Annotated in this window: 24 protein-coding genes; 8 read left to right on the forward strand and 16 right to left on the reverse strand. The window is 26.1% G+C overall.

Annotated elements, in window-relative coordinates; translation table 11 throughout:
• Window positions 1–45: 45 nt before the first annotated feature.
• The 6 genes from GPX08_RS01380 to GPX08_RS01405 all read right to left on the reverse strand — a co-directional run bounded on the left by GPX08_RS01380 (window position 46) and on the right by GPX08_RS01405 (window position 5,784).
• Window positions 46–1,440, reverse strand: a complete 1,395-nt coding sequence (locus tag GPX08_RS01380) for a sensor histidine kinase (RefSeq protein ID WP_156624639.1) — start codon at window positions 1,438–1,440, stop codon at window positions 46–48.
• A 1-nt stretch (window position 1,441) separates the two neighbouring features.
• Window positions 1,442–2,146, reverse strand: coding sequence for a response regulator (locus GPX08_RS01385; protein ID WP_156624641.1), 705 nt, complete (start codon window positions 2,144–2,146; stop codon window positions 1,442–1,444).
• A gap of 44 nt (window positions 2,147–2,190) precedes the next feature.
• Entirely contained in the window at window positions 2,191–2,904 is a 714-nt protein-coding gene (locus GPX08_RS01390; RefSeq protein WP_156624642.1) for an ABC transporter permease subunit, read from the reverse strand.
• A 12-nt stretch (window positions 2,905–2,916) separates the two neighbouring features.
• Entirely contained in the window at window positions 2,917–3,663 is a 747-nt protein-coding gene (locus GPX08_RS01395; protein WP_156624644.1) for an ABC transporter permease subunit, read from the reverse strand.
• A complete protein-coding gene (locus tag GPX08_RS01400) occupies window positions 3,657–4,577 on the reverse strand; it encodes an ATP-binding cassette domain-containing protein (protein ID WP_156624646.1) in 921 nt (306 codons plus the stop codon). Before GPX08_RS01400 ends, GPX08_RS01395 begins: the two co-directional genes overlap by 7 nt.
• Before the next feature lie 313 nt (window positions 4,578–4,890).
• Entirely contained in the window at window positions 4,891–5,784 is an 894-nt protein-coding gene (locus GPX08_RS01405) for a GNAT family N-acetyltransferase (protein ID WP_156624648.1), read from the reverse strand.
• A gap of 159 nt (window positions 5,785–5,943) precedes the next feature.
• Here GPX08_RS01405 and GPX08_RS01410 point away from each other — a divergent pair, with 159 nt between their 5' ends.
• Genes GPX08_RS01410 through GPX08_RS01430 form a run of 5 tightly spaced genes read left to right on the forward strand, consistent with a single transcriptional unit; the run spans window position 5,944 to window position 9,194 of the window.
• A complete protein-coding gene (locus GPX08_RS01410) occupies window positions 5,944–6,804 on the forward strand; it encodes an ATP-binding cassette domain-containing protein (RefSeq protein ID WP_156624650.1) in 861 nt (286 codons plus the stop codon).
• Window positions 6,797–7,564, forward strand: coding sequence for a hypothetical protein (locus GPX08_RS01415; protein ID WP_156624651.1), 768 nt, complete (start codon window positions 6,797–6,799; stop codon window positions 7,562–7,564). Before GPX08_RS01410 ends, GPX08_RS01415 begins: the two co-directional genes overlap by 8 nt.
• Entirely contained in the window at window positions 7,564–7,938 is a 375-nt protein-coding gene (locus tag GPX08_RS01420) for a GntR family transcriptional regulator (protein ID WP_156624653.1), read from the forward strand. Before GPX08_RS01415 ends, GPX08_RS01420 begins: the two co-directional genes overlap by 1 nt.
• A gap of 5 nt (window positions 7,939–7,943) precedes the next feature.
• Window positions 7,944–8,663, forward strand: coding sequence for an ATP-binding cassette domain-containing protein (locus tag GPX08_RS01425; RefSeq protein ID WP_156624655.1), 720 nt, complete (start codon window positions 7,944–7,946; stop codon window positions 8,661–8,663).
• 12 nt (window positions 8,664–8,675) lie between these two features.
• Complete coding sequence (locus tag GPX08_RS01430; protein ID WP_156624657.1) at window positions 8,676–9,194, forward strand: hypothetical protein; 519 nt, start codon at window positions 8,676–8,678, stop codon at window positions 9,192–9,194.
• 189 nt (window positions 9,195–9,383) lie between these two features.
• On the opposite strand, the gene GPX08_RS01435 is transcribed toward GPX08_RS01430, so the two are convergent.
• The 7 genes from GPX08_RS01435 to GPX08_RS01465 form a co-directional block, all read right to left on the reverse strand.
• A complete protein-coding gene (locus GPX08_RS01435; protein WP_156624659.1) occupies window positions 9,384–9,953 on the reverse strand; it encodes a hypothetical protein in 570 nt (189 codons plus the stop codon).
• Window positions 9,954–10,154: 201 nt separating this feature from the next.
• The gene (locus tag GPX08_RS01440) at window positions 10,155–10,679 is read right to left on the reverse strand and encodes a biotin transporter BioY (protein WP_156624661.1); all 525 of its coding nucleotides are present in this window, start codon (window positions 10,677–10,679) and stop codon (window positions 10,155–10,157) included.
• Window positions 10,680–10,873: 194 nt separating this feature from the next.
• Entirely contained in the window at window positions 10,874–11,470 is a 597-nt protein-coding gene (locus GPX08_RS01445; RefSeq protein ID WP_156624663.1) for a GNAT family N-acetyltransferase, read from the reverse strand.
• A 217-nt stretch (window positions 11,471–11,687) separates the two neighbouring features.
• The gene (locus GPX08_RS01450; protein ID WP_156624665.1) at window positions 11,688–13,607 is read right to left on the reverse strand and encodes an ATP-binding cassette domain-containing protein; all 1,920 of its coding nucleotides are present in this window, start codon (window positions 13,605–13,607) and stop codon (window positions 11,688–11,690) included.
• The gene (locus GPX08_RS01455) at window positions 13,597–15,333 is read right to left on the reverse strand and encodes an ATP-binding cassette domain-containing protein (RefSeq protein ID WP_156624667.1); all 1,737 of its coding nucleotides are present in this window, start codon (window positions 15,331–15,333) and stop codon (window positions 13,597–13,599) included. The genes GPX08_RS01450 and GPX08_RS01455 overlap by 11 nt, the downstream gene beginning before the upstream one ends.
• An 80-nt stretch (window positions 15,334–15,413) precedes the next feature.
• A complete protein-coding gene (locus tag GPX08_RS01460; protein ID WP_156624668.1) occupies window positions 15,414–15,845 on the reverse strand; it encodes a MarR family transcriptional regulator in 432 nt (143 codons plus the stop codon).
• 247 nt (window positions 15,846–16,092) lie between these two features.
• Window positions 16,093–16,311 carry a hypothetical protein gene (locus tag GPX08_RS01465; RefSeq protein ID WP_156624669.1) on the reverse strand — a complete coding sequence of 73 codons (219 nt, stop codon included), beginning with the start codon at window positions 16,309–16,311 and terminating at the stop codon, window positions 16,093–16,095.
• A gap of 545 nt (window positions 16,312–16,856) precedes the next feature.
• Between GPX08_RS01465 and pdxS the strand changes: the two genes are divergently transcribed.
• Window positions 16,857–17,726 (forward strand): pyridoxal 5'-phosphate synthase lyase subunit PdxS, encoded by an 870-nt coding sequence (gene pdxS / locus GPX08_RS01470; RefSeq protein WP_156624671.1) that lies wholly within the window; start codon window positions 16,857–16,859, stop codon window positions 17,724–17,726.
• Between the two features lie 421 nt (window positions 17,727–18,147).
• On the opposite strand, the gene GPX08_RS01475 is transcribed toward pdxS, so the two are convergent.
• The gene (locus GPX08_RS01475) at window positions 18,148–18,945 is read right to left on the reverse strand and encodes a DUF368 domain-containing protein (RefSeq protein WP_156624673.1); all 798 of its coding nucleotides are present in this window, start codon (window positions 18,943–18,945) and stop codon (window positions 18,148–18,150) included.
• Between the two features lie 190 nt (window positions 18,946–19,135).
• On the opposite strand from GPX08_RS01475, the gene GPX08_RS01480 reads away from it, so the two are divergent.
• Complete coding sequence (locus GPX08_RS01480; RefSeq protein ID WP_156624675.1) at window positions 19,136–20,857, forward strand: ATP-binding cassette domain-containing protein; 1,722 nt, start codon at window positions 19,136–19,138, stop codon at window positions 20,855–20,857.
• Window positions 20,858–20,925: 68 nt separating this feature from the next.
• A complete protein-coding gene (locus GPX08_RS01485) occupies window positions 20,926–22,602 on the forward strand; it encodes an ATP-binding cassette domain-containing protein (RefSeq protein ID WP_156625005.1) in 1,677 nt (558 codons plus the stop codon).
• Between the two features lie 158 nt (window positions 22,603–22,760).
• Here the strand turns inward: GPX08_RS01485 and GPX08_RS01490 are convergent, their stop codons facing one another.
• Both GPX08_RS01490 and GPX08_RS01495 read right to left on the reverse strand, forming a co-directional pair.
• Window positions 22,761–24,131 (reverse strand): hypothetical protein, encoded by a 1,371-nt coding sequence (locus GPX08_RS01490; protein ID WP_156624678.1) that lies wholly within the window; start codon window positions 24,129–24,131, stop codon window positions 22,761–22,763.
• Window positions 24,132–24,135: 4 nt separating this feature from the next.
• Window positions 24,136–24,810, reverse strand: coding sequence for a response regulator (locus tag GPX08_RS01495; RefSeq protein WP_156624680.1), 675 nt, complete (start codon window positions 24,808–24,810; stop codon window positions 24,136–24,138).
• Between the last annotated feature and the right edge of the window lies 1 nt (window position 24,811).

Consider the following 24,811-nt stretch of genomic DNA (forward strand, 5'->3'; position numbering starts at 1 on the left):
TACGTTTTTTCTTACATAATAATTCTTAACTTGGAAGCTTATTATTTATAAAACTATTGTAATTTTAGTTCCTACTCCTACCTTACTTTCTATGTTAATACTACCATTATGATATATAATAATCTCTTTAGCGATTGCCATACCAAGTCCTGAGCCTTTATAAGAAGAATTAGAGTTTACCCCCTTATAATATCTATCAAATATATAAATTAACTCCTCTTCTTTTATACCTTCGCCATTATCTTCTATTATGATTTCTATATTACTGTTTTTTTCTATTAAAGTTATATTTACTATAGTTTCCTTAGAATTATGCTCTAAAGAATTTATTATTATATTATTAATTGCTCTTTTTAAATATTTTTTATCACATAAAGCTATTACTTTTTCATTTTCATAATTGAAATTTATTTCTCTATCTGCATACTTACTATTATTTAATAAGTCTATTATATTTTCTTGTAATAATGTAATAACATTTTCATCCTTCAAATTAATAGGTATAACTTTATTCTTTAATTTATAAACTAAGGATAAATCATTTACTAACTCCTGAATATAATTGCTATTATCTAGAATTCGGCTTCCATACTTTTTAGCATCTTCAATATCTAAATCATAGTCATTGCTTTGAATAAGCTCAGCATATCCTTTAATAGAACTTAGTGGAGTCTTTAAATCATGTGTAATATTTGCTATCCACTCTTCCCTAACCTTGTCTATCTCTTTTCGTTTTATTTCATTTTCCTTTAATACATTTGATAATTCATTTATATTCTTACTTACTTCTTCAAAAACACCATTTTTTATAGGTTTATTCTTATATACCCCATTTTTTAAATCATCAATATCATCAACTACTGAAACCATTGGCTTTACTAAATGCCTACTAAATATATAAGCTACAATAGTCATTAATATTAAAGCAAAAACTATAATACTTAAATGATATAACATACTTTCATCAGTAAATGTCATCCTATATCTATAAACTTTCTCTATAGGAAACCCTACTAAAAGCATATATTCTTCACCTTCATTAACTACTTTATTAGTAGTAATAGTTGTAGGAGCACTGCTACCCCAAGGATCTGTTATAAAATCTACTAAATCAGAGGTACTATAACTTATAGGTATATTATCAGGTTTATTAGCCTGATAAACTTCTTTATTTTCTTTATTTAAAACCTGTATCCAAATATTATTATCTATTAATTTATCAATATTTTCATCACTTAATCTTAATTCATTATTTTCTTCTAAATCTTTTACATATTCTAGTGCAAATTCGCCAGTACTAAATGATAAGTTAAAAACCTCCTCACCAAAGGAAAAATTCCCCTTATATATCACTAGGTTTAAAATAGTATAAACAATCATAGTAATATAAAAAACCATAATCATTGATAAAACATATTTTAATGTTAATTTTAATTTCATATTAATCAACTAGCTTATAGCCAATCCCCTTTAAAGTTTTTATATGCTTTGGTTCGCTTGGATTATCTTCAAGCTTTTCTCTTAAATGTCTGATATGAACCATTATTGTATTGTCATAACCATCATACTCATATCCCCATATATTTTCGCAAAGTGATGTTTTACTAAATACCTTGTTTTTATTTTTTACTAAAAATAATATTAATGAGTATTCTTTTGCAGTAAGAGATATATTGTCATTTCCCTTATATACTTCTCCAGCTTCTTCATCTATAGTAATATTTCCAAAACTATATTTGCTATCTTTATTTTCACTAATAAGGCTACCCCTCCTAAGTTGAGATTTAACTCTTAAGACTAGCTCTTTAATATTAAAAGGTTTAGTAACATAGTCGTCTCCACCAGCTTCTAACCCAATAATCTTTTCTTCATCTTCAGATCTTGCAGTTAAGAAGATTATAGGAGATAAGGAAAATCGTCTTATTCTATCACATACTTTATATCCATCTATATCTGGCATATTAACATCTAATATAATAATATCTGGATTATTTTCTTTAGCACTTAGTATTCCATCAATTCCATTATCAGCTTCATAAATATTAATGAAACCCTCCTTATTAAAAACCTCTTTTAATAAAACTAAAAGTTCTTTTTCATCATCTATAATCAATATTTTTTTATCTAATATATTATTAGGCATTATACACTCCCTCCAAACTCTTAGTTATATTTTAACATATTCATATTTTACTTAATATCGGATTTAGTAAAATCAATAAAATCTACAATAAAAAGTACTGCTGTTAAAATAATAGAAATTGATAACACAATATATCTTTCAACTTCACTTATAGCCCCTCCTGATACCATCATAGAATATGTCCAAGGTGCATATATCCAAAACTTACTTTGAGCTATGAAAATATTAGTAATAAGCATTACTACTCCTGTAGTTATTACTGGTATTATACTTATAAATCTTCTCCCTATTATAAATAGTAATGTTATTATTGGTAAAGTTGCTATTAAAGTTTGAATTGAATAGAAAACTGATTCTAATAAAAAATTAAAGTTTCTATCTAAGATAAATCCTGAAATATTTACTGAAAGCATATATGATAAAGAAGTAATAATTAATAACAATAGCATCACTTTATATTTAGAAATATATATATTAGATTTTTTAATTGGTAATAGCATTAATCCTTTCCATCCATTACTTTCATTTTCTACCTTTGTTACAGTACAAGCAATATAAATAATATAAAGTGGTAAAAATAAAGTTATAAATGCTATTGAGGAAAACATATACAACGCTTCACTAGAGCTCATATCAACTACCTTCTGTATTCCAGGTACTTTACTAAATGTAAAAATAACAATTAATATTGGAAAAATAAGTCCTAAAGTTAATAAAGAGCTTCTTTTTAATTTTAATAATTCTACTCTAAATAATTCCATATATATCACTCCTTAATACATTTCCTTATTATAAAAATATCTTTTTATGAGCTTAGGTCCTATTAATAATATTAACCCTGAAATAATAAACAGTATTAACATTTCATTTCTACCTTGAGTTATAGAAAATAATGAAAACCCATAAGGATTAAGATATTTAATAAAATAATCACTAAAATATATATTTGAAGATATAATGCTTAATACAGCTGCAATTCCTAAAGAGACTAATAAGTTCTTATTCTTAATATTTAAAAATAAATGTATTATCATTATTACTAAAGAAGATATTAATTGAACAAAAAACATAATTATAAAAAACTTATATGGGATTGGCTCCTTAAATTTAAATATTAAACCTACTATTACTAAAGAAATAACATTTAATAACAACATAGTCGTTGAATAAAAAGCTGCAACTATATATTTAGAAAGAAGAATTTTGCTTCTTTTTATAGGCTGAGTTAATAAAAATGTCCACGAATTATTTCTATATTCACATTCAAATAATGTCACTAGTATTAAAGCTGAAAATAAAGGCATAAAATCGTTGAAGTATAGGATTCTCTGTTCCTTAACTAATACCTGCCAAGAAGTTAAGCCTTTTTCCATAGCTTGTGGTAATAACCAACTTTCATATCTAATAATAAAATCTACACATAAAAGGAAAGCTACCCCAAGTGGTATTGCTAATATAAATAAAATTACTAGGTTCCTTTTTTCTTTTGTAAATTCATTTTTTAATAAGTTAATTAGCATATTTCATCCTCCTTAGTTAAACCTAAGAATATTTCCTCTAAAGAGCTCTTTTCTTGAGATAAATAATTTAAATCATAGCCAGCCATAACTAACTCCTTACATATTGTTGATGCACGTAAGCTATTTCCCATAATTTTAAACTTTCCACCTTCTTCTAAAGCCTTATAACCCCTAGAAGATAACAACTTCATTACTTCATCTTTTTCTTCATGATTTTCTAAACCTATTATTACCTCATTACTTGAATTCTTCTTTAAATCTTCTAAGGAACCTTGATATAATAGTTTACCTTTATTTATAACTGCCACTTCTGTAGCTATTAATTCTATTTCGCTTAATATATGACTTGAAATTATAATTGTTATATTCTTTTCATCAACTAATTTTTTAATTAAATATCTAATTTCTATTATTCCTGCTGGATCTAATCCATTAGTTGGTTCATCTAATATTAAAAGCTTTGGATCACCCATAAGAGCCTCAGCAATACCTAATCTTTGCTTCATTCCTAATGAAAATTCCTTAACCTTTTTATTTCTTACATTCCATAATCCTACTAAACTTAACTTATCCTCTATTTCTTCTTTTTTTAAATTAAGAACACGTCTTAATATATCAAGATTTTCATAAGCAGTTAAATGTCCATAGTATGATGGATTTTCAACTAAGGCACCTATATCCTTTAATATATCCTCCCTATTTTTATCTATTGATTTTCCGAAAACATTTATTTCTCCTGAATTAGGTTTTATCAATCCTAAAATCATCTTTATAGTAGTTGATTTACCTGCCCCATTAGGACCTAGAAACCCATATACTTCCCCTTCTCTTACTCTTAAATCAACATTATCAACTGACTTTACATCACTAAAAACCTTAACTAATCTTTTAGTTTCAACTACAAATTTACTCATATCCAATCACCTCATATGCTTTATAAGTAAATTTTAATATGCTTATCTTAATGTTAAATTTAACCAACCTTAATTCTACCTTAATTATAAAAATCCTCATATTTAAAAAGAAAGTTTTCACACACACCTCAAAGATCTAATTGACAAATTTAATAAAATTCTTTGATTTTTATTAATTAAGGAAGGCAAAATGAAAGAATGAAAAATGCTTATGTAAAATTCTATAAAGAATATTACATAAGCATATGTAGGAAAATTTGAAGGCATTAATTATGGAGCCTATTAAATTCATATTTGCCTTTGTATTCGCCTTTTATTTAACTCTATAGTAATTCATAATTGACCCTTCCTTAAACCCACAAGACTTATATAAGTTTAATGCACTCTTATTCTTAACTTCTACATCTAATTCGACCTTACTTATATTTTCACTCTTTAAATTATTTAAAACTTTTACTAAAGAAGCTTTACCAAATCCCTTTCCTCTATATTCTGGAATAATACCAAAGCCACTTATATAGGCTGAATTTTCTTCTATACTAACTTTTATCTTTCCAATTAACTTATCCTGAATCTTAATAAGATAAGTTATATGATTATTTTTCTCTTCATCTTCAGGTAAAATTATTTCACTGCTTACATCATTAAAAAATATAGTATTTAACATATCTATATCTTTTGCATTCTTATTATTTGCTTTTACAAATATACTTTCATTATTTATTTCTTTTACTTTCCACTCTAAGCATGTCATTTTGCATTCTGAAAATGAGTATATAGCCTCTATATTTTCAATAAACTTTATACCTGAAATAGACTTATCATCACTAAGTAATAAGATTTCTTTAAAATTTCTTTTCCTACATTCTTCTAATCCCATTTCAATAATTCTTGTAAATATGCCTTTTCTTCTAAACCCTGGATGAACCATTCCATTAATTTCTGCAATATTTCTACTAAAGGATGAAATTCCAACATACCCAATTAGCTCGTCATTTAAGTAATACAAAATTTCATTTATATCATTTAAAGATTTATCATATTCTTTTTTTATTTCTGTTCTGTATTCTAGCTCTAGTTTAAAATTTATATTATCTTCTTTTATGCAAATATCTTCTAGACTTCCAATTAGTTTTATATCATTTTCATCTAAGTACTTCTTCAATACTATACTCTGAGATTTAACTCTAATATCTTTAAAATCCATCTACCTACCCTCTATTCTTCATTAAACACTCTCTACTATTTCTATATTATAGCAAACCACAAAAATTATTACCAATAATTACTTGACTCTTAAAAAATCTATGTATATACTGTATATATAGATATAAACAGTATATATACTGTTAAGGAGGAGAAGCTTATGTCTTATTTATTTGAAATCAATAATCTAGAAAAAAAGCTTGGAGATTTGCATCTAAGAGATATTAATATTAGTTTAGAACCTGGATATATAATGGGTCTAATAGGTGTAAATGGCTCTGGTAAAACAACTTTAATTAATACTATCTTAAATATATATAAGAAAGATTCTGGTATAGTAAAGGTAAACGGATTATCAATGGATAATAACGAAAGAGAAGTCAAGGATCAAATAGGATTTGTACTTGATGAAAATATGTTTGAAAATACTATGACAGTAATTCGTAATGCCAAAACTTTCGGAAGTCTTTATAGCAAGTTTAATAAAGAATTATTTTTAAAATTTTGTGATCGTTTCGATATTCCTATCAATAAAAAGCTTGGCAAGTTATCAACTGGATCAAAAATTAAATTTCAATTAGCCTTTGCCCTATCACATGATGCAAAGCTTTTTATAATGGATGAACCTTCTGCTGGATTAAATCCTGCCTTTAGAAAAGACCTTATAAGATATATGCAAGAATTAGTTGAAGATGGTACCAGAAGTGTTATATTTTCAACACATATTACTGAAGACCTTGATCAAGTTGGAGATTATATTGCTCTAATTAATAATGGGGAATTATTTTTCTATTTAAATAAAGAAAGCCTCAAAGATAAATATTTAATAATACAAGGAAATAAAGAAGAAATAGAAAACCTTAATTATTCTAAAATTATCTATAGAGAATACGGAGAATATCACAATTCTGCTTTTATAGAAAAAGTTAAAGGTGAAGATTATAAAACTTATAAATTAAAAGTTCCTAATATAGAAGATATTATGTACTACTTAGAAAAAGGAGGCTATTCATATGCTTAAAATTGTGTTAAACGATTTATTTATTAGCTTTAAAAAATCATGGGTTAGCATATTGCTTTATACTATTTTTATGTATTTTATAGCTATTTATACTATTTCATTTTTTATTGTTATGACAACTCAAGAAGCTACAAAAGAGTCTGTATATCAAGTATTTGCATCTGAACAAACACAAAATATAATCATTTCAGTTACTAACATAATATATATTCTTACTTTATTTTTTATATCAAAAAAAATTCCCCTTAGACTAAGTAAGGCCATGTTTGTATGTCCTGCTTCAGATAAGGATAAAATGAAATATATGTATCTTCAATTATTAATAAAAGTAATACTTGGTTTTATATTTATATTTCTCTCTACCTACTTTATGGTCGGTGTATTTTTTATAAATAAAGGGCTAATTCAAAATATAATTGAATTTAGTCTAATGTTATTTTTAATAATAACTTTTAATTTAAAAGTTGGTATAGGCGAAGAAGGTTTAAAGAAAAAAGATAAAAATGGCTATATTATCTATACTAAAGAGGAAGAAATTATTAATTACTATTTCTTTCCTATGCTTCTTTTAGAAACTATAGTATTTTATAGTTTAAATACTATTAAAATTAACTCTAATATTTTTATTCTATTTGGTTGGCTAATAACATTTATAATAAATATCTATGTAATTTATAAATGTGCATCTCCACTTATAAGAAAATCCCTTTCTTTTGAAGATGTATATAGGCAAATACCAGATAAGGAAGAAGGTCTTTAATGAATATTATTTTAGATAATGAAAGTAATCTTTCAATTTATGAACAAATAATTAAATCAATAAAAAACTCAATAATTAAAGAAGACATTATTCCAGGTGATATGCTACCTTCTATTAGATCTTTAGCAAGAGATTTGCAAATTAGTGTTATTACAACAAAACGTGCATATGAAGAATTAGAAAAAGAAGGATTAATATACTCAGTACCTGGAAAAGGATTTTATATAAAAGAACCAAATCGTGAAAAACTTAAAGAAGCCCAATATAAAGAATTCGAAGATCAATTTGATAATTTGATTAAAGAAGGTAAAAAACTAGGTCTTAAATTAATAGATATGCAAGATATTTTAAAGACTTTATATGAAGGGAGATAATTAAAATGCCTTATATAATAAAATGTAAAGATGTTAATAAAAGTTATAAAGATTTCTCATTAAAATCTATTTCTTTTAATATTGAATCAGGATATCTAACAGGACTTATAGGTGTCAATGGTGCAGGTAAGACTACTCTTATTAATATCTTAGCAGGAATTGATGATGATTTTAAAGGAAAAATCTTTGTAAATGATATAGATATTAAGAAAAACCCATCTAAGGCAAAAGAAGAAATAGGTTTAGTATCTGAAAAACTCACCTTCTTTCTTGATAAAACGGCTTATGAAAATGGATTGTTACTTGGAGAGTATTTTAAAAAATGGGATATGAATAACTTCTATCTTTGGCTAGATAAGATGAACTTACCTAAAGGACAACCTCTATATCAATTTTCAAAAGGTATGAAAATGAAGTTTCAAATATGCTTTGCTATGGCACATAGTCCAAAATTTCTTCTATTAGATGAACCAACAGCAGGATTTGACCCTGTATTTAGAAAGGATTTTTTAAATATGTTACAAGATATATTAAATCAAGATGTAGGAATTCTTATGTCTACTCACATAACAAGCGATCTTGATAAAATTGCTGATTATATAATAATTCTTGATAATGGAAAAATTATCATTAATGATACTAAGGAAGCTCTTGAAGATGAATTTAAGAGAAAAAAAATAGAAAAATCTTTAAATAAGAAATTTACTATCAGTGATTTACTCTAAGGAGGCATAAATATGAGTTTTATAGATAAGGAAAAAGAAAGAATAAAATACAATTATCAAGGTCTACTATTATTTGGTTTTTTATTTTATTACTTTATTACAGTGCAATCAGATATCACTAGGCATAAAGTAATATTTGGTAAAGGTCTTAAAGCTGAACCTCTTTCCTTTATTAGCTATCCCCTAATCTTAGGTATAGTCATTCTAATTATGTATTTAAATTTTCATCTTTTTTGGATAAAAGAACAAGGAAAAAGAGTATTCATATTAAGAAAATATGATATTATTCCTATAGATAGAAAAGAAATCTACACTGCAAAATTTAAAATAATTATAGAATATGTTATAAAATATATAATTTATTCTATTTTCACTTATATATTAGCACTAGTATTCAATACTTATAAAGAAATAAATATATTAAAAAACTCTATTGAATTAATTGAAGTTTCTTTATTATCAGTAATAGCTTTAGCTATAGTTTTGTTTATAAATATTCTTCAAGATAAAAAGACTAAAAAAGAAATATAAATAACTCCCCTTCTTAATTATTATTAAAATAATTAGTTATTAATTAACTTATGTAAAGTTAATTAAAGTAATTAAACAGGTAAAACTTCATATAAGTTTTACCTGTTTTTCTATTATATATGTTTATTAATTTATGGTATAGTCATTGTAATTAAAATTATTGTGAATATTAATAATAAAATTTATAAATTAATTACTCCTTTTAAAGTCAATCCTTTCATTCTTCCATATCCCAGCACTTCCAAAATCATATTCGATTTTTACAGTATCTTCATCTTTCCATGTCAAACGATAACTATCAGTAGAAAATGGTCTAAATCCATCATCTGTTGATATTTCTTTACTTAAAGACTTAATAAATATACCAAACTTCTTTTCATAAAAATAACTTCTTCCTGATAGTAAAAAAGAATCCTCCTCTACTACTAATGTTCTATTTCCATTAGGTGATGTAAAATTAAAATACTTTATTTCACTAAATAAAAATACATATATTATTAAACTTAATACCATAATTATTGAAGCTATTATATTATAACTAATTTTTATCCATTTAACTTCTCTCTTTTCAGGAACCCAAAATATAATTGGAAATATTAGAATCCCTAAAAATAAAATTAAATTAATAAAATTTGGACTTATATTAAACAATAAAACTTTTATACCTTGAGGATTAAGAATACATCTTATTAATATGAATAGTACTAAAATAACAAACCATGATTTCTTTAACTTTAATAGAAATTTCTTATTATCCATTTTTATATTATTCTCCTTATACTCCTACAAGTAATTGAAATAATTACCTTATATAATAAGAATAATAAAACCACTAACTAAAGTCAATAATTATTTATTGTTTATCAATATATTTTTGTCATATATTGATATTCGCCATACTATCTTATATTCTCTGCAAGCTCTACCTAGCTATTTAAAGGATTTTTACTAAATATAAATTTATTTATTAATAACTTTATTTAATTTAACTGCTAAAAATGAGCTTAAAACACATTTGAATATGTCCCCAACTATAAAAGGAAATACTGCTAATGATAAAGCTTGTACAATACTGATTTTTTGAAGTATGCTCATAAAAATTGCACCAATGGCGTATAATAAAATCATTCCAATAATCATAGTTACAAATAAATATCTTTTAAAGTTATAAGTTTTTCCTTTAAAATAACTCATTAATGGGGTTATAATTAAAAATCCTAAAATAAAACCTCCTGTTGGACCAAATAGCTTACCAAAACCACTAGTTCCTCCTGAAAAAACAGGTAATCCGAAAGCTCCTAATAATATATATAATAATACAGCTATAAATGATTGCTTAGGAGTAAGTATTAGTGCAACTAAATTAATTGCTATAGTTTGGGCAGTGATCATTACAGGTGAAAAAGGTAGTGGAAATGAAATATATGCTGCTACACATATTATTGCTATACATATTGACATTTTAGTTAATTCATTTATTTTCAAAATTATCACCTCTTTTCTTTAACTTCTTAAAATTATTACTAACAAAATTTAAGTTCTATATTCTTTATCTAATATATTTATTATAATACTTTCTAATTTAGTAATAGTCAACCATTATTTTGTTTTAGGTGACAATTATTTTAACAATAAAAAAATGGCTTCTTAAATATAAGGAAACCACTTATTAATATTTATTAGACTGCCCTAATTAATTTTCGGGATTTATCTAAGATATTTTGAATATCACTAAAACTTATATCTTTAATTGGAATTATTGGTTTTGGAGCTTCATCAGATTCAGCAATATCTTTTTCATACCAAATAACATCTAGCCATTTTCCAAATTTATATCCAGTTTTATGGAACACACCTAATTTTTTAAACCCAAAATATTCGTGTAACTTTTCACTTTTAATATTATTTTCTGTAATTACACCATAAATATTTCTAACATTTTGAAGTTTAGATATTTCAATTAGTGCTGTATAAAATGCCTTTCCAATACCATAACGTAAATATGTATCCTTAATATATATTGAAAATTCTACATTCCACATATATGCTGCTCTTTCCGCATGTCTATTTGAATATGCATATCCAACTATCTCATTATCTATTGTACAAACCAAATAAGGATAGTTTTCTTTTATTCCATAAAATCTATTCTTAAATTCATCAATTGTTGGAATTTCATATTCAAATGATATTGATGTATTCTTTATGTAAGGAGCATATATTCCTAATATTTCTTCTACATCTTTTTCTTCTGCCATTCTAATTTTTATATCCATAAGTATTCCTCCATAATTATTGTATATTATTATATTAATATAGTTGAAAAAAATCTCAAGTTTTTTCTATTACTTATTATCATTTACGATGATTTTATATAAAATTATAATTAATAAATTTTATATATGTCCAAGCTCTCAAAAAAAAAAGTGTTAAAAATCTAAATTCTAGCTTTTTAACACTTTTATCTTTTCTTAATTTGATTTTATTTTGAATCTATTCCAATTCGAAGGCTCCTGTATATAATTGATAATACTTACCCTTCTTTTCAATTAAATCATCATGACTTCCACGTTCTATTATTCTTCCTTGTTCCATAACCATAATAACATCAGAATTTTTAATTGTTGACAGTCTATGAGCTATTACAAAAACAGTTCTACCTTCCATTAACTTATCCATGCCTTCTTGAACTAGAGCCTCAGTTCTTGTATCAATACTTGAGGTAGCTTCATCTAATATTAATACTGGTGGGTTTGCAATTGCTGCTCTAGCTATTGCAAGTAACTGTCTTTGTCCTTGGGAAAGATTTGATCCATCTCCAGTTATTTTAGTATCATACCCATGAGGTAAATGCTTAATAAATGTATCTGCATTTGCTAACTTTGCAGCAGCTTTTACTTCGTCGTCAGTTGCATCTAATTTACCATATCTTATATTATCTGCTACGGTTCCAGTGAATAAATGTGTATCTTGAAGTACTATACCTAAGGACCTTCTTAAGTCATCCTTCTTAATTTTATTAATATTAATTCCATCATATCTTATCTTTCCATCTTGAATATCATAGAATCTATTAATTAAATTAGTTATAGTAGTCTTACCAGCACCTGTTGAACCAACAAAGGCAACTTTTTGACCTGGCTGTGCAAAAAGAGTTATATTATGAAGTATAGTTTTCTTTTCATTATATCCAAAGTCAACATCATCAAATACCATATCTCCAAGCATTCTAGTATAAGTTATAGTACCATCACTATGTGGATGCTTCCATGCCCATATACCAGTACGATCCTTCACTTCTTCTATATTTCCTTCTTCATCTATTTTAGCATTAACTAATGTTACATAACCATCATCAACTTCTTGCTTTTGATCTAGCATTTCAAATATTCTCTCTGCTCCTGCAAGAGCCATTATAACTGCATTAAATTGCTGTGACATTTGACCTATAGGCTGATTTAAGTTTCTAGTAAGTTGAAGGAATGATGCTAATGATCCAATTGTAAATCCACCAATTCCTCCTATTGCTAAAACACCGCCAACTATTGCAGTTAATACATAATTTATATAACTTAGATTACCCATTATAGGCATTAAAATATTTGCAAATGTATTGGCTTTATCCGCACTATCTCTAAGTTTTTCATTTAATTCATCAAACTTATTTTTAGTTACTTCTTCATGTGAAAAGACTTTTACAACCTTCTGCCCCTCCATCATTTCTTCTATATAACCATTTATTGTTCCTAAATCCTGTTGTTGCTTACCAAAGTACATTGCACTTTTTCCGCCTATAACTTTTATTGTTTTAAATATTACAAACATCATAAATAAAGCAACAAAAGTTAATGGTATGCTTAAGATTATCATAGAAATAAATACACTAATTACTGTTATTACAGATGAAATAAGTTGAGGTAAACTTTGACTAATCATTTGTCTTAAGGTATCAGTATCATTAGTATAAAGGCTCATTATTTCACCATGTGAATGAGTATCAAAATATCCAATAGGCAACTTTTCCATATGCTCGAACATATCATCTCTTACTTTTTTAAGACTACCTTGTGCCACAAATACCATAATTCTATTAAAAAGATATGTGGCTAATGCTCCAGTATAATATATAATTGCCATAATTCCTATTGCTTTTAGCAAAGGTGTAAAGCTAGGATTCGCTTGCCCTAAAAATGGAGTTATATAATCATCTATTAATGTCTTTAAAAACAAAGTACTTGATACAGTTGCAAGGGAACTAATTAAAATCAGGCCAACTACTAAAACAAATTTAAACTTGTTTTCTTTAAATACATAATCTAAAAGCCTTTTTAGTGTCTTCATTGGATTTTTACTTTTTCTCATAGGGCCTGGTCCCTTTTGTCCAAAGTTGTTTCTCTTAATATTAGACTTCATCACTACCAGCTCCCTTCATTTGTCCTTTATAAACATCTTTATATATTTCATTTTTTTCTAATAATTCTTTATGTGTTCCAAAACCATCTATTTTCCCATCATCTAATACTATTATCTTATCTGCTTCTTCTACTGAAGAAATTCTTTGTGCTATGATAATCTTAGTAACATTAGGTATAGATTCTTTAAATGCCTTTCTTATTAAAGCATCTGTTTTAGTATCAACTGCACTAGTTGAATCATCTAAGATTAAGATCTTAGGATTTTTAAGCAATGCTCTTGCTATAGTAAGTCTTTGTTTTTGTCCCCCAGATACGTTAGTACCACCTTGTTCTATATAAGTATCATATTTATCTGGTAGAGTTTCTATAAATTCACTTGCTTGAGCTGCATTACATGCATTTATTAATTCTTCATCTGAAGCTTCTTTATTACCCCATCTTAAGTTTTCTTTTATAGTACCTGAAAATAATACATTTTTCTGAAGTACCATTGATACAGCATTTCTTAAAGTTTCTATATCATATTCTCTTACGTCAATACCTCCAACTTTAACACTACCACTTGTTACATCATAAAGCCTTGGTATTAATTGAACTAAAGTTGATTTTGCACTTCCAGTTCCACCTATTATTCCTATAGTTTCACCTGATTTTATTTTTAAATTTATATTATCTAGACTTAAATTTTCTTTATCATCACTATAACTAAAGTTAACATTGTTAAATTCTATTGAACCATCTTTTACTTCAAATATAGGATTTTCTCCATTTTTTAATGTACTTTCTTCTTCTAAAACTTCAACAATTCTTTCTGCTGATGATTTAGCCATTGTTACCATAACAAGAACCATAGATATCATCATCAGACTCATAAGTATATTACCTGCATAAGCAAATAAACTCATAAGCTCTCCTGTTGTCATTGTGCTTGAAACTATAAACTTTGCTCCAAACCATGAGAATAAAAGAAGTATTGTATACATGCTAAATTGCATAACTGGTGCATTTAATATTATTAATTTTTCTGCTTTTATAAATCTATCATATAGATTCTTAGAAGCTTTATGGAACTTATTAATTTCATAGTCTTCTCTTACATAAGCTTTAACTACTCTTATACCAGTTAAGTTTTCTTGAACGCTAGCGTTTAAATCATCATATTTTCTAAATACACTTTTAAATATTGGGTGAGCATTAGAAATGATCATATATAGAGCTATTGATAAGAATATTATCGTTCCTAAGAATATTAATGCCATTTTAGAGTTAATATAAAAACTCATAACCATGGCAGATATAAGCATAAATGGTGCTCTTACAAAGGTTCTTATTATCATAAGATAAGCATTTTGAACATTTGTAACATCTGTTGTTAATCTTGTAATAAGACCTGCTGTAGAATATTTATCTATATTTGCAAATGAAAAGTCTTGTATATTGTAAAACATTGCTTTTCTTAAATTTTTAGCAAAACCTGTTGAAGCTTTAGCCCCTGTTCTTCCAGCAGCAGCCCCAAATGTTAATGAAAAGAATGCCATAATTAACATTATTACTCCAACTATAGTTACATATTTCATATCACTGTTTACTATTCCATTATCAACAATCATTGCCATTAAAACTGGAATAATAACTTCTAGTATTACTTCAAAAGCTATTAAAATTGGAGTTAAAATTGAATCTTTTTTATACTCTCTTACATAGCTCGCTAATTTTTTTATCATACTATTCCTCCTTTTGTTTAATATAATTATTTACTTCTAAAAATTTTTGTTAGATTTCTAACCAAATAATTAAATAAAAGCTATTCACTTAAATTTTTATTTAACCTCTCTAAATTACAAATAAAGATATCTAATTCATCTTTTGAAAGGGTATTAGATATAATTTCTTCTATTTTAACTATTTCTTTATAAACTAATTTATTTACTTCAATTCCCTTATCTGTAATTATAATTTTTTTAAGTCTCGCATCTTCTGAAACACTACATCTTTTAATAAGTTCATTTTTTTCCATTAAGTTAAGTACACTTGTTACAGAAGACCTTCTAATATCGAATTCTTCTTCAATATTTTTTTGAAATATATCTCTCTTTGAAGAATTTATATATATAAAGCCTAAAATTTTTACTTGCATACCACTTATTCCATGTTCTAATCCGACTTTTCCTATTCTTCTTTTAATTTTATGAGATAGTTTATTAATTTGTCTTCCTACATGTTTTATTTCACTCATTTTTTACACCTGCACTTTTGTTAGACTTCTAACTAATTATATTCTTATAATCTTTATTTGTCAATCAAATGATATTCGTTTTCAATAAAATATTACCAATTTAAATAATAAAAAACTTCCAGACAATATAAGTTTAATAACTTGAATACAAGTTACAAGGAAACTTTACTTATACAACTAGAAGCTTTTATTAGCTCATATTTATCTCAATTTATACCTAAGTTGAAAGACCTCGGATTATTTATTATTAGCTTAATAGTCTATTTCTTCTATATTTCATTATCTTTTTTATTAATCCTAGTATCCTTTTAATAAATTCTTTTCTCTTAATACTACATGATTTACAAATTTCTCTTCTAAGGTGAATTGAACTTATCCCTTCATCCTTACAGTATTTTTCAAATTCCATAGTTTCTTTTTTACTATTAACTATATTAGTATTAACAAATTCTCCGCCAACGAACATGTAAAAACCCTCCATTTCTATTACCTTCCCTTATTTCATTTTGATTTCTTGTTGAATTACTCATTTTACAATATCCTCCTTTAATTTATTTTTATATAAAAATGACCCTAGTTACCCAGGGTCATTAAAATATCACTCTTATGATAAAAAAATGCATAAAAAAACCATGAGCATAATAACTCATGGTAGTATACTAAATAATTTAAATTTTTTCTGAAAAATTATAAACTATCCCTACTGGTAGAGCTACTAATAAAATATTCTCTATATTTATTTTTGTTCTTAATTTTCATTAAATTAATTAACATATCTCTACCTCCTTAAATAGATTTAATAACATTACTTTATTATTATATACAGTAATCCATTTTTTGTAAACACTTTTATCATAAAAAATTATAGTTTTTTTAATTATTTATATAAATACAACATTATAGAATATTTAGAAACTTATTTATATTTGTATCGTTACATTTGCAATAAATAAACCTTAGTATTATTATCAATTTAATGTAATTACAGGTATAATTTTAAAGGAGTTTTTTATGAGTAAATATGAGTTAAATAAGAATCTTGCACAAATGTTAAAAGGCGGAGTAATAATGGATGTTACTAATGCTAAAGAAGCAATTATCGCAGAAAAAGCTGGAGCATGTGCTGTTATGGCTCTTGAAAGAGTTCCTTCTGATATAAGAAAAGAAGGAGGTGTTGCTAGAATGTCTGATCCAAATATGATTAAAGAAATTCAAGAAGCAGTTTCCATCCCTGTAATGGCTAAAGTAAGAATTGGTCATTTTGTAGAAGCCCAAATACTTGAAAGCTTATCTATAGATTACATTGATGAAAGTGAAGTTTTGACACCAGCAGATGATTTATATCACATTAATAAACATGATTTTAAGTCTCCTTTTGTATGTGGAGCAAGAAATTTAGGTGAAGCCTTAAGAAGAATAGGTGAAGGTGCTTCTATGATAAGAACTAAAGGAGAAGCTGGAACTGGTAATGTTATTGAAGCAGTAAGGCATCAGAGAACTATGACTTCAGATATTAAAAAAGTTCAATCTGCATCTAAAGAAGAACTTATGTCTATTGCTAAAGATTTTAATGCTCCTTATGATTTAATTTTATATGTACATGAAAATGGCAAACTTCCTGTTGTAAACTTTGCAGCTGGCGGTATTGCTACTCCTGCAGATGCAGCTTTAATGATGCAACTAGGTAGTGATGGTGTTTTTGTTGGTTCTGGAATATTTAAATCTGAAAATCCTGAAGAAAGAGCTAAGGCTATAGTTCAAGCTGTCACCTACTATAATGATCCTAAAATACTAGCTAATGTTTCATCTGGTCTTGGTGAAGCAATGAAAGGGCAAACTATCGAAAGCCTAGAGGATAAATATGCAAATAGAGGCTGGTAAATTAAATATAGGAATATTAGCTCTTCAAGGTGCTTTCCTAGAACATGAAATCTATATAAAAAAATTAGAATATAATACTATATTGGCTACCTCTTTTCATCCAGAGCTTACAAAAGACCTAAGTTTTCACAAATATTTTACTGACATTTGTTACAATCATAGAATTTAGTAAAAAGGGGCTGTCGCACAAACAGCCCAAATTAAGAATTAAAAATTAAAAATGAAGAATTATTGATGTAATTCTTACTGAATTACTAAAATTAACTTCTTTTAAAAACTCCTTAAGGAGTTTTTTCATTAATTTTTCATTATTCATTCTTAATTTTTCATTGTGCGACAGCACCTTTTATATTGTTATCTTTCTTATTTGAAACAAATTGTTTCCTAAATTATTAATTGGGACTTATTTATTAGCCCTCATTTATTCATTTCTACTTATGTAATATGTAAATATGAATCCTAGGATTCCTAAGAATACTCCTATTACACTGTTTAATCCATCGAAACCTGGAAATACTGAAAATACCGATCCTAATATAAATCCGAATATTAATATATACGTTTGCTCTGGATACTTAATTAATAAGCTCTCAATTATTCTTGCACTTAATAAAGCACCAAAAATCCCTCCTAAAGCAATAGGTATTAATATTGGAATATTAAACTGTGAAACCGCAGTTATTACTGTATTATAAAGCCCTAGTACAAACAGCATAAAAGATCCACTTATTCCTGGTAATATTAGTGCAACTGCTACTACCACTCCGCCTATAAAAAGCCAAATGAAATTTAAAAGGCTTAATGTAGTTATAATTGATGAAGCATCATTATCTGGAGTACCCATCATAAGAACTATTATAATGCCTAAAACTAAAAATAGGATGTTCTTCTTATTAAAGCCTTTAACAGTAGCTTTCTTAAACATAAGTGGTGCACCACCTAAAATGACACCTATAAATAGATAACCTATTGGAATTGGAAAAGTATCAAATAATGTTTTAACTATATTACTAAATAAGAATATTCCAACTATAGCCCCTATACCAACTTGTAATAATAATTTATATTGGTTTTTAAAGTCATTAAAAATATTATTAACTGCATGAAGAAGCCTATCATATATTCCTAATATCATAGCAATTGTTCCACCACTTACTCCTGGAACTAATTGAGATATACTTATAGCTACACCTTTTAAAAAATTTTTAGCAAAATTCATCGATTACACCTCTATTGTTAAATTGTACTAACTAAAATATTAACATAAAAATAATTAAAAGTTATAGTTTTAACTTATATTTAACATAATAATACTACTTATATATTATGATTATTCAATATAATTTTTATTTAAATACTAAAAAATGCTATAATAATATCTAAACATCTAAGGAAAAGGATTGATAATATTGTTAAAACTTATTTATTTTATGAAAGATTATAAAAAAGAATCAATACTCGGTCCAATATTTAAATTAATTGAAGCTATACTAGAATTATTCATTCCCCTAGTAATGGCTAAAATAATAGATATTGGAGTTTATAATAAAGATATTAATTATGTATTTAAAATGGGAGGAATTCTTATTCTCTTGGGGATTGTAGGACTTTTATTTGCTCTCGTTTGTCAATATTATGCTTCTATTGCCTCCCAAGGAGCTGGGACTTCAATTAGAAGCAAGTTATACAAACATATAAATGAACTATCTTACAGTGAAATAGATAAAATTGGTACACCTACTCTTATGACAAGATTAGTTAATGATATAAATCAAATCCAAACTGGTATAGCTATGTTAATAAGATTAGGTACAAGAAGTCCCTTTGTGATAATTGGTTCAATTATCATGGCATTATCCATAGATATTAAATTATCTATTATTTTCTTAATAACTACTCCCCTTATTGCATTAGTCATTTACTTAGTAATGAGTAAATCTCTTCCGTTATATAAGGTAATTCAAGAAAAATTAGATAACTTATCATTAATAACAAGAGAAAATCTTGAAGGTACTAGGGTTATTAAAGCTTTTTCAAAGGAAAACTCTGAAAAAGAAAGATTTAAAAATTCAGCAATAGATTTATCTAATAATTCTATAAATGTAGGTAAAATTTCTGCACTTCTTAATCCAATCACATATATAATTATGAACTTAGCTATTATAGCTATATTATGGTTTGGTGGTATTAATGTAAATATAGGTTCATTAACTCAGGGCGAAGTTATTGCTTTTATTAATTATATAACTCAGATACTCCTATCATTAATAGTATTATCTCAACTAATAGTTATATTAACTAAAGGATCAACTTCAGCAAATAGAGTTTTAGAAATATTAAATATTAAAACATCAATTAAGGATAATGAAGTAACATCTAATAACGTAGATAATGAAAATAATTATTTGATAGAATTTAAAAATGTTTCATTTTCTTATGAAGACTCAAATGAATATTCTTTAAAAGATATAAATTTTAATATTAATAAGAATGAAACAATAGGTATAATCGGAGGTACTGGCTCTGGTAAAACGACTTTAATTAATTTAATCCCAAGATTTTATGATTCCACTATAGGTGACATATTAGTTAGAGGAATTAATGTTAAAGATTATAATTTAAAGGATTTAAGAAACCTAATTGGTATAGTACCTCAAAAGGCAGTTTTATTTAAAGGAAGTCTTTTAGATAATTTAAGATGGGGAAATGAAGATGCAACTATGGATGAAATAAAGGAAGCCCTATTCATCTCTCAATCTAGTTCATTTGTTGACAATTTATCTGAAAAATATAATTCTGAAGTTTTACAGGGTGGTAAAAACTTTTCTGGTGGACAAAAGCAAAGACTTACTATTGCAAGAGCACTAGTTAAAAAACCAGAAATCCTAATATTAGACGATAGCTCTAGCGCCTTAGATTTTGCAACTGATGCTGCCTTAAGAAAATCTTTAAAAGAAAAAACTAAAGATATGACTGTACTTATAGTTTCTCAAAGAGCAAGTAGTATAATGAATTCTGATAAGATAATAGTTTTAGATAATGGTGAAATAGCTGGAATTGGTACTCATGATTATCTTCTTAAAAATTGTGAAGTTTATAGTGAAATATATTCTTCTCAATTAAATAATTAGGAGGTGAGCTTTTGAATACTGCTATAATTAAAAGAATTTTAAAATATACTAAACCCTATAGTAAATATATGATTTTTGCTTTTATTAGTGCTCTTATTAATATTAGTTTAAATTTATTAACACCTATATTAATCGGTAAAGGTGTGGACTTTATTGTAGGAAAAGGAAATGTAAACTTTCAAAAACTTATTAATATATTAATTATCCTTCTATTTACAATAATATCTTCTTCATTATTTCAATTAATAATGACCAGATGCACTAATATTGTAAGTTATAAAACAATAAAAGATTTAAGAATAGATGTATTTAATAAGCTAAATAATTTGCCACTTAAATATATAGACGGAAATTCTCACGGATCTATAATAAATGGAGTCATTAATGATATTGAAATAGTATCTGATGGATTACTCCAAGGATTTTCTCAGCTATTTACAGGTGTAATAACAATAGTTGGAACTTTAATCTTTATGTTATCTATAAATGTTAAAATAGCACTTTTAGTAGTTATAATAACTCCTTTATCATTGTTCACTGCTTCTACTATTGCAAAGCATTGTCATTCTATGTTTAGAAAGCAATCCGAAGTTCGTGGCGAATTAACTGGATATGTAGAAGAATTTATAGGAAACCAAAAAATTGTAAAGGCTTTTTCTTATGAAGAAAGATCTCAAGAAGATTTTGAGAAAATTAATAATAGACTTTATAAATATGGCCAAAAAGCACAATTTTACTCTGCCCTAACAAATCCAGTAACTAGATTTGTTAATGGAATAGTCTATGCATCAGTTGGTGTAGTTGGTGCCATAAGTGCTATTAATGGTAACCTTTCTATAGGTAATCTTTCTGCATTCTTAAGTTATGCTAACCAATACACTAAGCCTTTTAATGAAATTTCAGGTGTTATTACTGAATTGCAAGCTGCCTTTGCTTCTGCTAGTAGAGTATTTAAAATCTTAGATGAAACTCCTGAAGTTCCTGATAAGCCCAATGCAATTAGCTTAGAAACTTGTGAAGGAAATGTTGATATAAATAATTTATATTTTTCTTATAATGAATATAAACCTTTTATTCAAGACTTTAATTTAAAGGTAAATCCTGGTGAAAGAATAGCAATAGTAGGTCCTACTGGATGTGGTAAAACTACTTTAATTAACTTACTTATGAGATTTTATAATATAAGCTCTGGAGAAATTAAAATAGATAATATTGATATCGAAGAAATAACTAGAAAAAGTACTAGAGGACTTTATGGAATGGTGCTTCAAGATACTTGGCTATTCTCAGGATCAGTAAGAGACAATATAGCTTATGGAAAAGAAGATGCTACCTTAGAAGAAGTAATTGAAGCTGCTAAAGCTGCCCATGCTCATAAATTTATTATGAGATTACCTAAAGGATATGATACTATTCTTTCAGAGGATAGCTCCCTATCACAAGGACAAAAGCAATTACTATGTATTGCTAGAGTTATGTTATCAAAGCCTCCAATGTTAATTTTAGATGAAGCTACAAGTAGTATAGATACTCGTACTGAAATCTATATTCAAAGAGCTTTTAATAAATTGATGGAAGGTAGAACCTCCTTTATAGTCGCTCATAGACTTTCAACTATCCGTGAAGCAGACTTAATCTTAGTTATGAAAGATGGAAAAATCATAGAAAAAGGAAATCATAAAGATTTATTAAAGAAAAATGGTTTCTATGCAAATCTTTATAATAGTCAATTTGCGACAACATAGAGGTTTCGAAAAGCAATCCAATTAATAATAAATAATTAGTAATAGAGGAAATCATTTTTTCTAAATTATAAAAATAAGCTTCTAAAAGATTCTATAATAGAATCCTTTAGAAGCCTTTATTATTATACAATGTTATATAATAATTGAAATACATAATACTATAATCTTAATTTAAATATTATAAATTCTTCAATTATTTTATATGATAAATCCCATTTATTTTCTTTAGCTATTTCACTACATAAATATAATCCTAAACCTGAACTACTAACCTCCTTGCTTATATCATTTAAGTTATTATGTTTTATAAATGGTTCTAATAATATATTTTTTATTTCTTCTGGAATTTCATAAATCTTATTCTTAATAGTAAGATTGATTTTTCCATCTTCTTTAAATAACCTAACTTCAATTTCTTTTGAAGAAGAGTATTTAATACTATTATCTAATAAATTAACAAAAATCTGCTCAAAATCTTCAAGACAACCATAGTATTCTAGATCTTCAAGTTCATTTATTATCTTAAGTCTTCTTTTATTTATTCTTATTTGAAAATCTTCTTCTATTTGAATTATTAATTCCTTTAAGAGAAACATAGATTTTGCTTTTTTTCTATTAATATTCCCTCTAGAGGTTTCTAAAATATTTTCTACTAAGGTTTTCATCTTATCACATTCTAAAACTATTCTACTGCTAGCCCTACTTATAAATTCCTCATCCATATCTTTAATATTATTATCTCTTAATATTTGTGAATAAAGAGAAATAGATGTAATAGGTGTCTTAAGTTCATGAGTTGCATTATTAAAAAACTCTCTTAAAGATTTATCTTGATTTATTAATTGATTTTTCATTAAATTATAAGTCTTAGCTAAATCCGAAATCTCATCATCACTAGATATTTCTATATCCTCAATAGCTTTTCCTAGCTTAAAATCCTTCATAGAATCATTTAATTTATTAATAGGACCTATAGATTTTTTTATTATAGATGAAATAGTTAAAATTAAGGCTATTACAACAATAGCTTGTCCTAAAATAATTATTGTTACTGTTTTTATCATTTCATAAAATTTATCTGTATAATCTTTTTGTATTATTAAATTTCCAATAAAGCTTTCATTTAAATAAATAGGATAATTATATGTTATAAAATATAATCTATTTAGATTCTTAAACTTAATTAAAGATTTAGTATTATTACTTTCTAATATAATACTCTTAATTTCTTCACTATTAACTGCCTTTCCGATTGATTGGTTTATATTACCTTCTTCATTTGAAAAACTAACATATCCTTGAACAACTTCATTTATAGGTGATAAATTTTTCCATAGAGGCTCTTCAGCTATTTCTTTTTGACTAATTGTGTTAATGGAAGTTATTTTTATCTTCTCCATATCTTCAATAATATTTTCTTTAAAAGATTTATTTAAAAATATAGAAATAAAAATAGTAAATATTATATTAATAAAGACAACAGAAACTATTGTCCCTATTAATAATTTACCTTTTAAGGTTTTATTCAAATTCTCACCTCATTACATATCCAATACCAAATACCGTTTCGATCACTGAATTATCCTTATCTTCATTAAGTTTTTCTCTAAGTCTTCTTATATGAACATCAACAGTTCTAGTATCACCCTCATAGTCGTATCCCCATATCTTTTCTAATAAATCGTCCCTAGAAAATACTATTCCCCTATTACTATTTAAAAAATTTAATAAATCAAATTCTTTTCTTCTTAAATTAACTTCATTTCCTTCCTTAAGAACTCTTCTATCTCTTGGATAAATTTTTATTATTTCATCCTTTTCCTCTATAAAATCTCTATTTAAGCCTTTTTCTAACCTTCTAAATACAGCTTTTATTCTAACTAATACTTCCTTAATCTCAAATGGTTTAACTATATAATCATCTGCCCCGAGCTCTAATCCTAAGACCTTATCTATAACTTCTCCTCTTGCAGTTAACATTATAACGTAAGCCTTATTATAAACTTCTTTGCATATATCAAATCCATCCATATCAGGAAGCATTAAATCTAATAATACTAAATCCGGCTTAAATTCTTTAAATCTCTCTAAAGCATTTTTACCATTATAAACACTTCTAACATCATAGCCTTCCTTTCTAAGGGAAAAAGTTATTGCATCATTTATAGAGTATTCATCTTCTACCACTAGTATTTTTTTCTTTTCCATA

Origin of the sequence: Clostridium tertium, assembly GCF_902652255.1 — a bacterium.
GTDB lineage: Bacteria > Bacillota > Clostridia > Clostridiales > Clostridiaceae > Clostridium > Clostridium tertium_A.

What these genes read in the sequence shown, in the direction of transcription:
- GPX08_RS01485 (WP_156625005.1), top strand. Translation starts at nt 20,926, where the DNA reads ATGATTTTTGCTTTTATTAGTGCTCTTATTAATATTAGTTTAAATTTA.
- GPX08_RS01455 (WP_156624667.1), bottom strand. Translation starts at nt 15,333, where the DNA reads ATGATAAAAAAATTAGCGAGCTATGTAAGAGAGTATAAAAAAGATTCA.
- GPX08_RS01460 (WP_156624668.1), bottom strand. Translation starts at nt 15,845, where the DNA reads ATGAGTGAAATAAAACATGTAGGAAGACAAATTAATAAACTATCTCAT.
- GPX08_RS01415 (WP_156624651.1), top strand. Translation starts at nt 6,797, where the DNA reads ATGCTTAAAATTGTGTTAAACGATTTATTTATTAGCTTTAAAAAATCA.
- GPX08_RS01420 (WP_156624653.1), top strand. Translation starts at nt 7,564, where the DNA reads ATGAATATTATTTTAGATAATGAAAGTAATCTTTCAATTTATGAACAA.
- GPX08_RS01495 (WP_156624680.1), bottom strand. Translation starts at nt 24,810, where the DNA reads ATGGAAAAGAAAAAAATACTAGTGGTAGAAGATGAATACTCTATAAAT.
- GPX08_RS01435 (WP_156624659.1), bottom strand. Translation starts at nt 9,953, where the DNA reads ATGGATAATAAGAAATTTCTATTAAAGTTAAAGAAATCATGGTTTGTT.
- GPX08_RS01410 (WP_156624650.1), top strand. Translation starts at nt 5,944, where the DNA reads ATGTCTTATTTATTTGAAATCAATAATCTAGAAAAAAAGCTTGGAGAT.
- GPX08_RS01380 (WP_156624639.1), bottom strand. Translation starts at nt 1,440, where the DNA reads ATGAAATTAAAATTAACATTAAAATATGTTTTATCAATGATTATGGTT.
- GPX08_RS01425 (WP_156624655.1), top strand. Translation starts at nt 7,944, where the DNA reads ATGCCTTATATAATAAAATGTAAAGATGTTAATAAAAGTTATAAAGAT.
- GPX08_RS01450 (WP_156624665.1), bottom strand. Translation starts at nt 13,607, where the DNA reads ATGAAGTCTAATATTAAGAGAAACAACTTTGGACAAAAGGGACCAGGC.
- GPX08_RS01475 (WP_156624673.1), bottom strand. Translation starts at nt 18,945, where the DNA reads ATGAATTTTGCTAAAAATTTTTTAAAAGGTGTAGCTATAAGTATATCT.
- GPX08_RS01405 (WP_156624648.1), bottom strand. Translation starts at nt 5,784, where the DNA reads ATGGATTTTAAAGATATTAGAGTTAAATCTCAGAGTATAGTATTGAAG.
- GPX08_RS01465 (WP_156624669.1), bottom strand. Translation starts at nt 16,311, where the DNA reads ATGTTCGTTGGCGGAGAATTTGTTAATACTAATATAGTTAATAGTAAA.
- pdxS (WP_156624671.1), top strand. Translation starts at nt 16,857, where the DNA reads ATGAGTAAATATGAGTTAAATAAGAATCTTGCACAAATGTTAAAAGGC.
- GPX08_RS01400 (WP_156624646.1), bottom strand. Translation starts at nt 4,577, where the DNA reads ATGAGTAAATTTGTAGTTGAAACTAAAAGATTAGTTAAGGTTTTTAGT.
- GPX08_RS01430 (WP_156624657.1), top strand. Translation starts at nt 8,676, where the DNA reads ATGAGTTTTATAGATAAGGAAAAAGAAAGAATAAAATACAATTATCAA.
- GPX08_RS01445 (WP_156624663.1), bottom strand. Translation starts at nt 11,470, where the DNA reads ATGGATATAAAAATTAGAATGGCAGAAGAAAAAGATGTAGAAGAAATA.
- GPX08_RS01395 (WP_156624644.1), bottom strand. Translation starts at nt 3,663, where the DNA reads ATGCTAATTAACTTATTAAAAAATGAATTTACAAAAGAAAAAAGGAAC.
- GPX08_RS01390 (WP_156624642.1), bottom strand. Translation starts at nt 2,904, where the DNA reads ATGGAATTATTTAGAGTAGAATTATTAAAATTAAAAAGAAGCTCTTTA.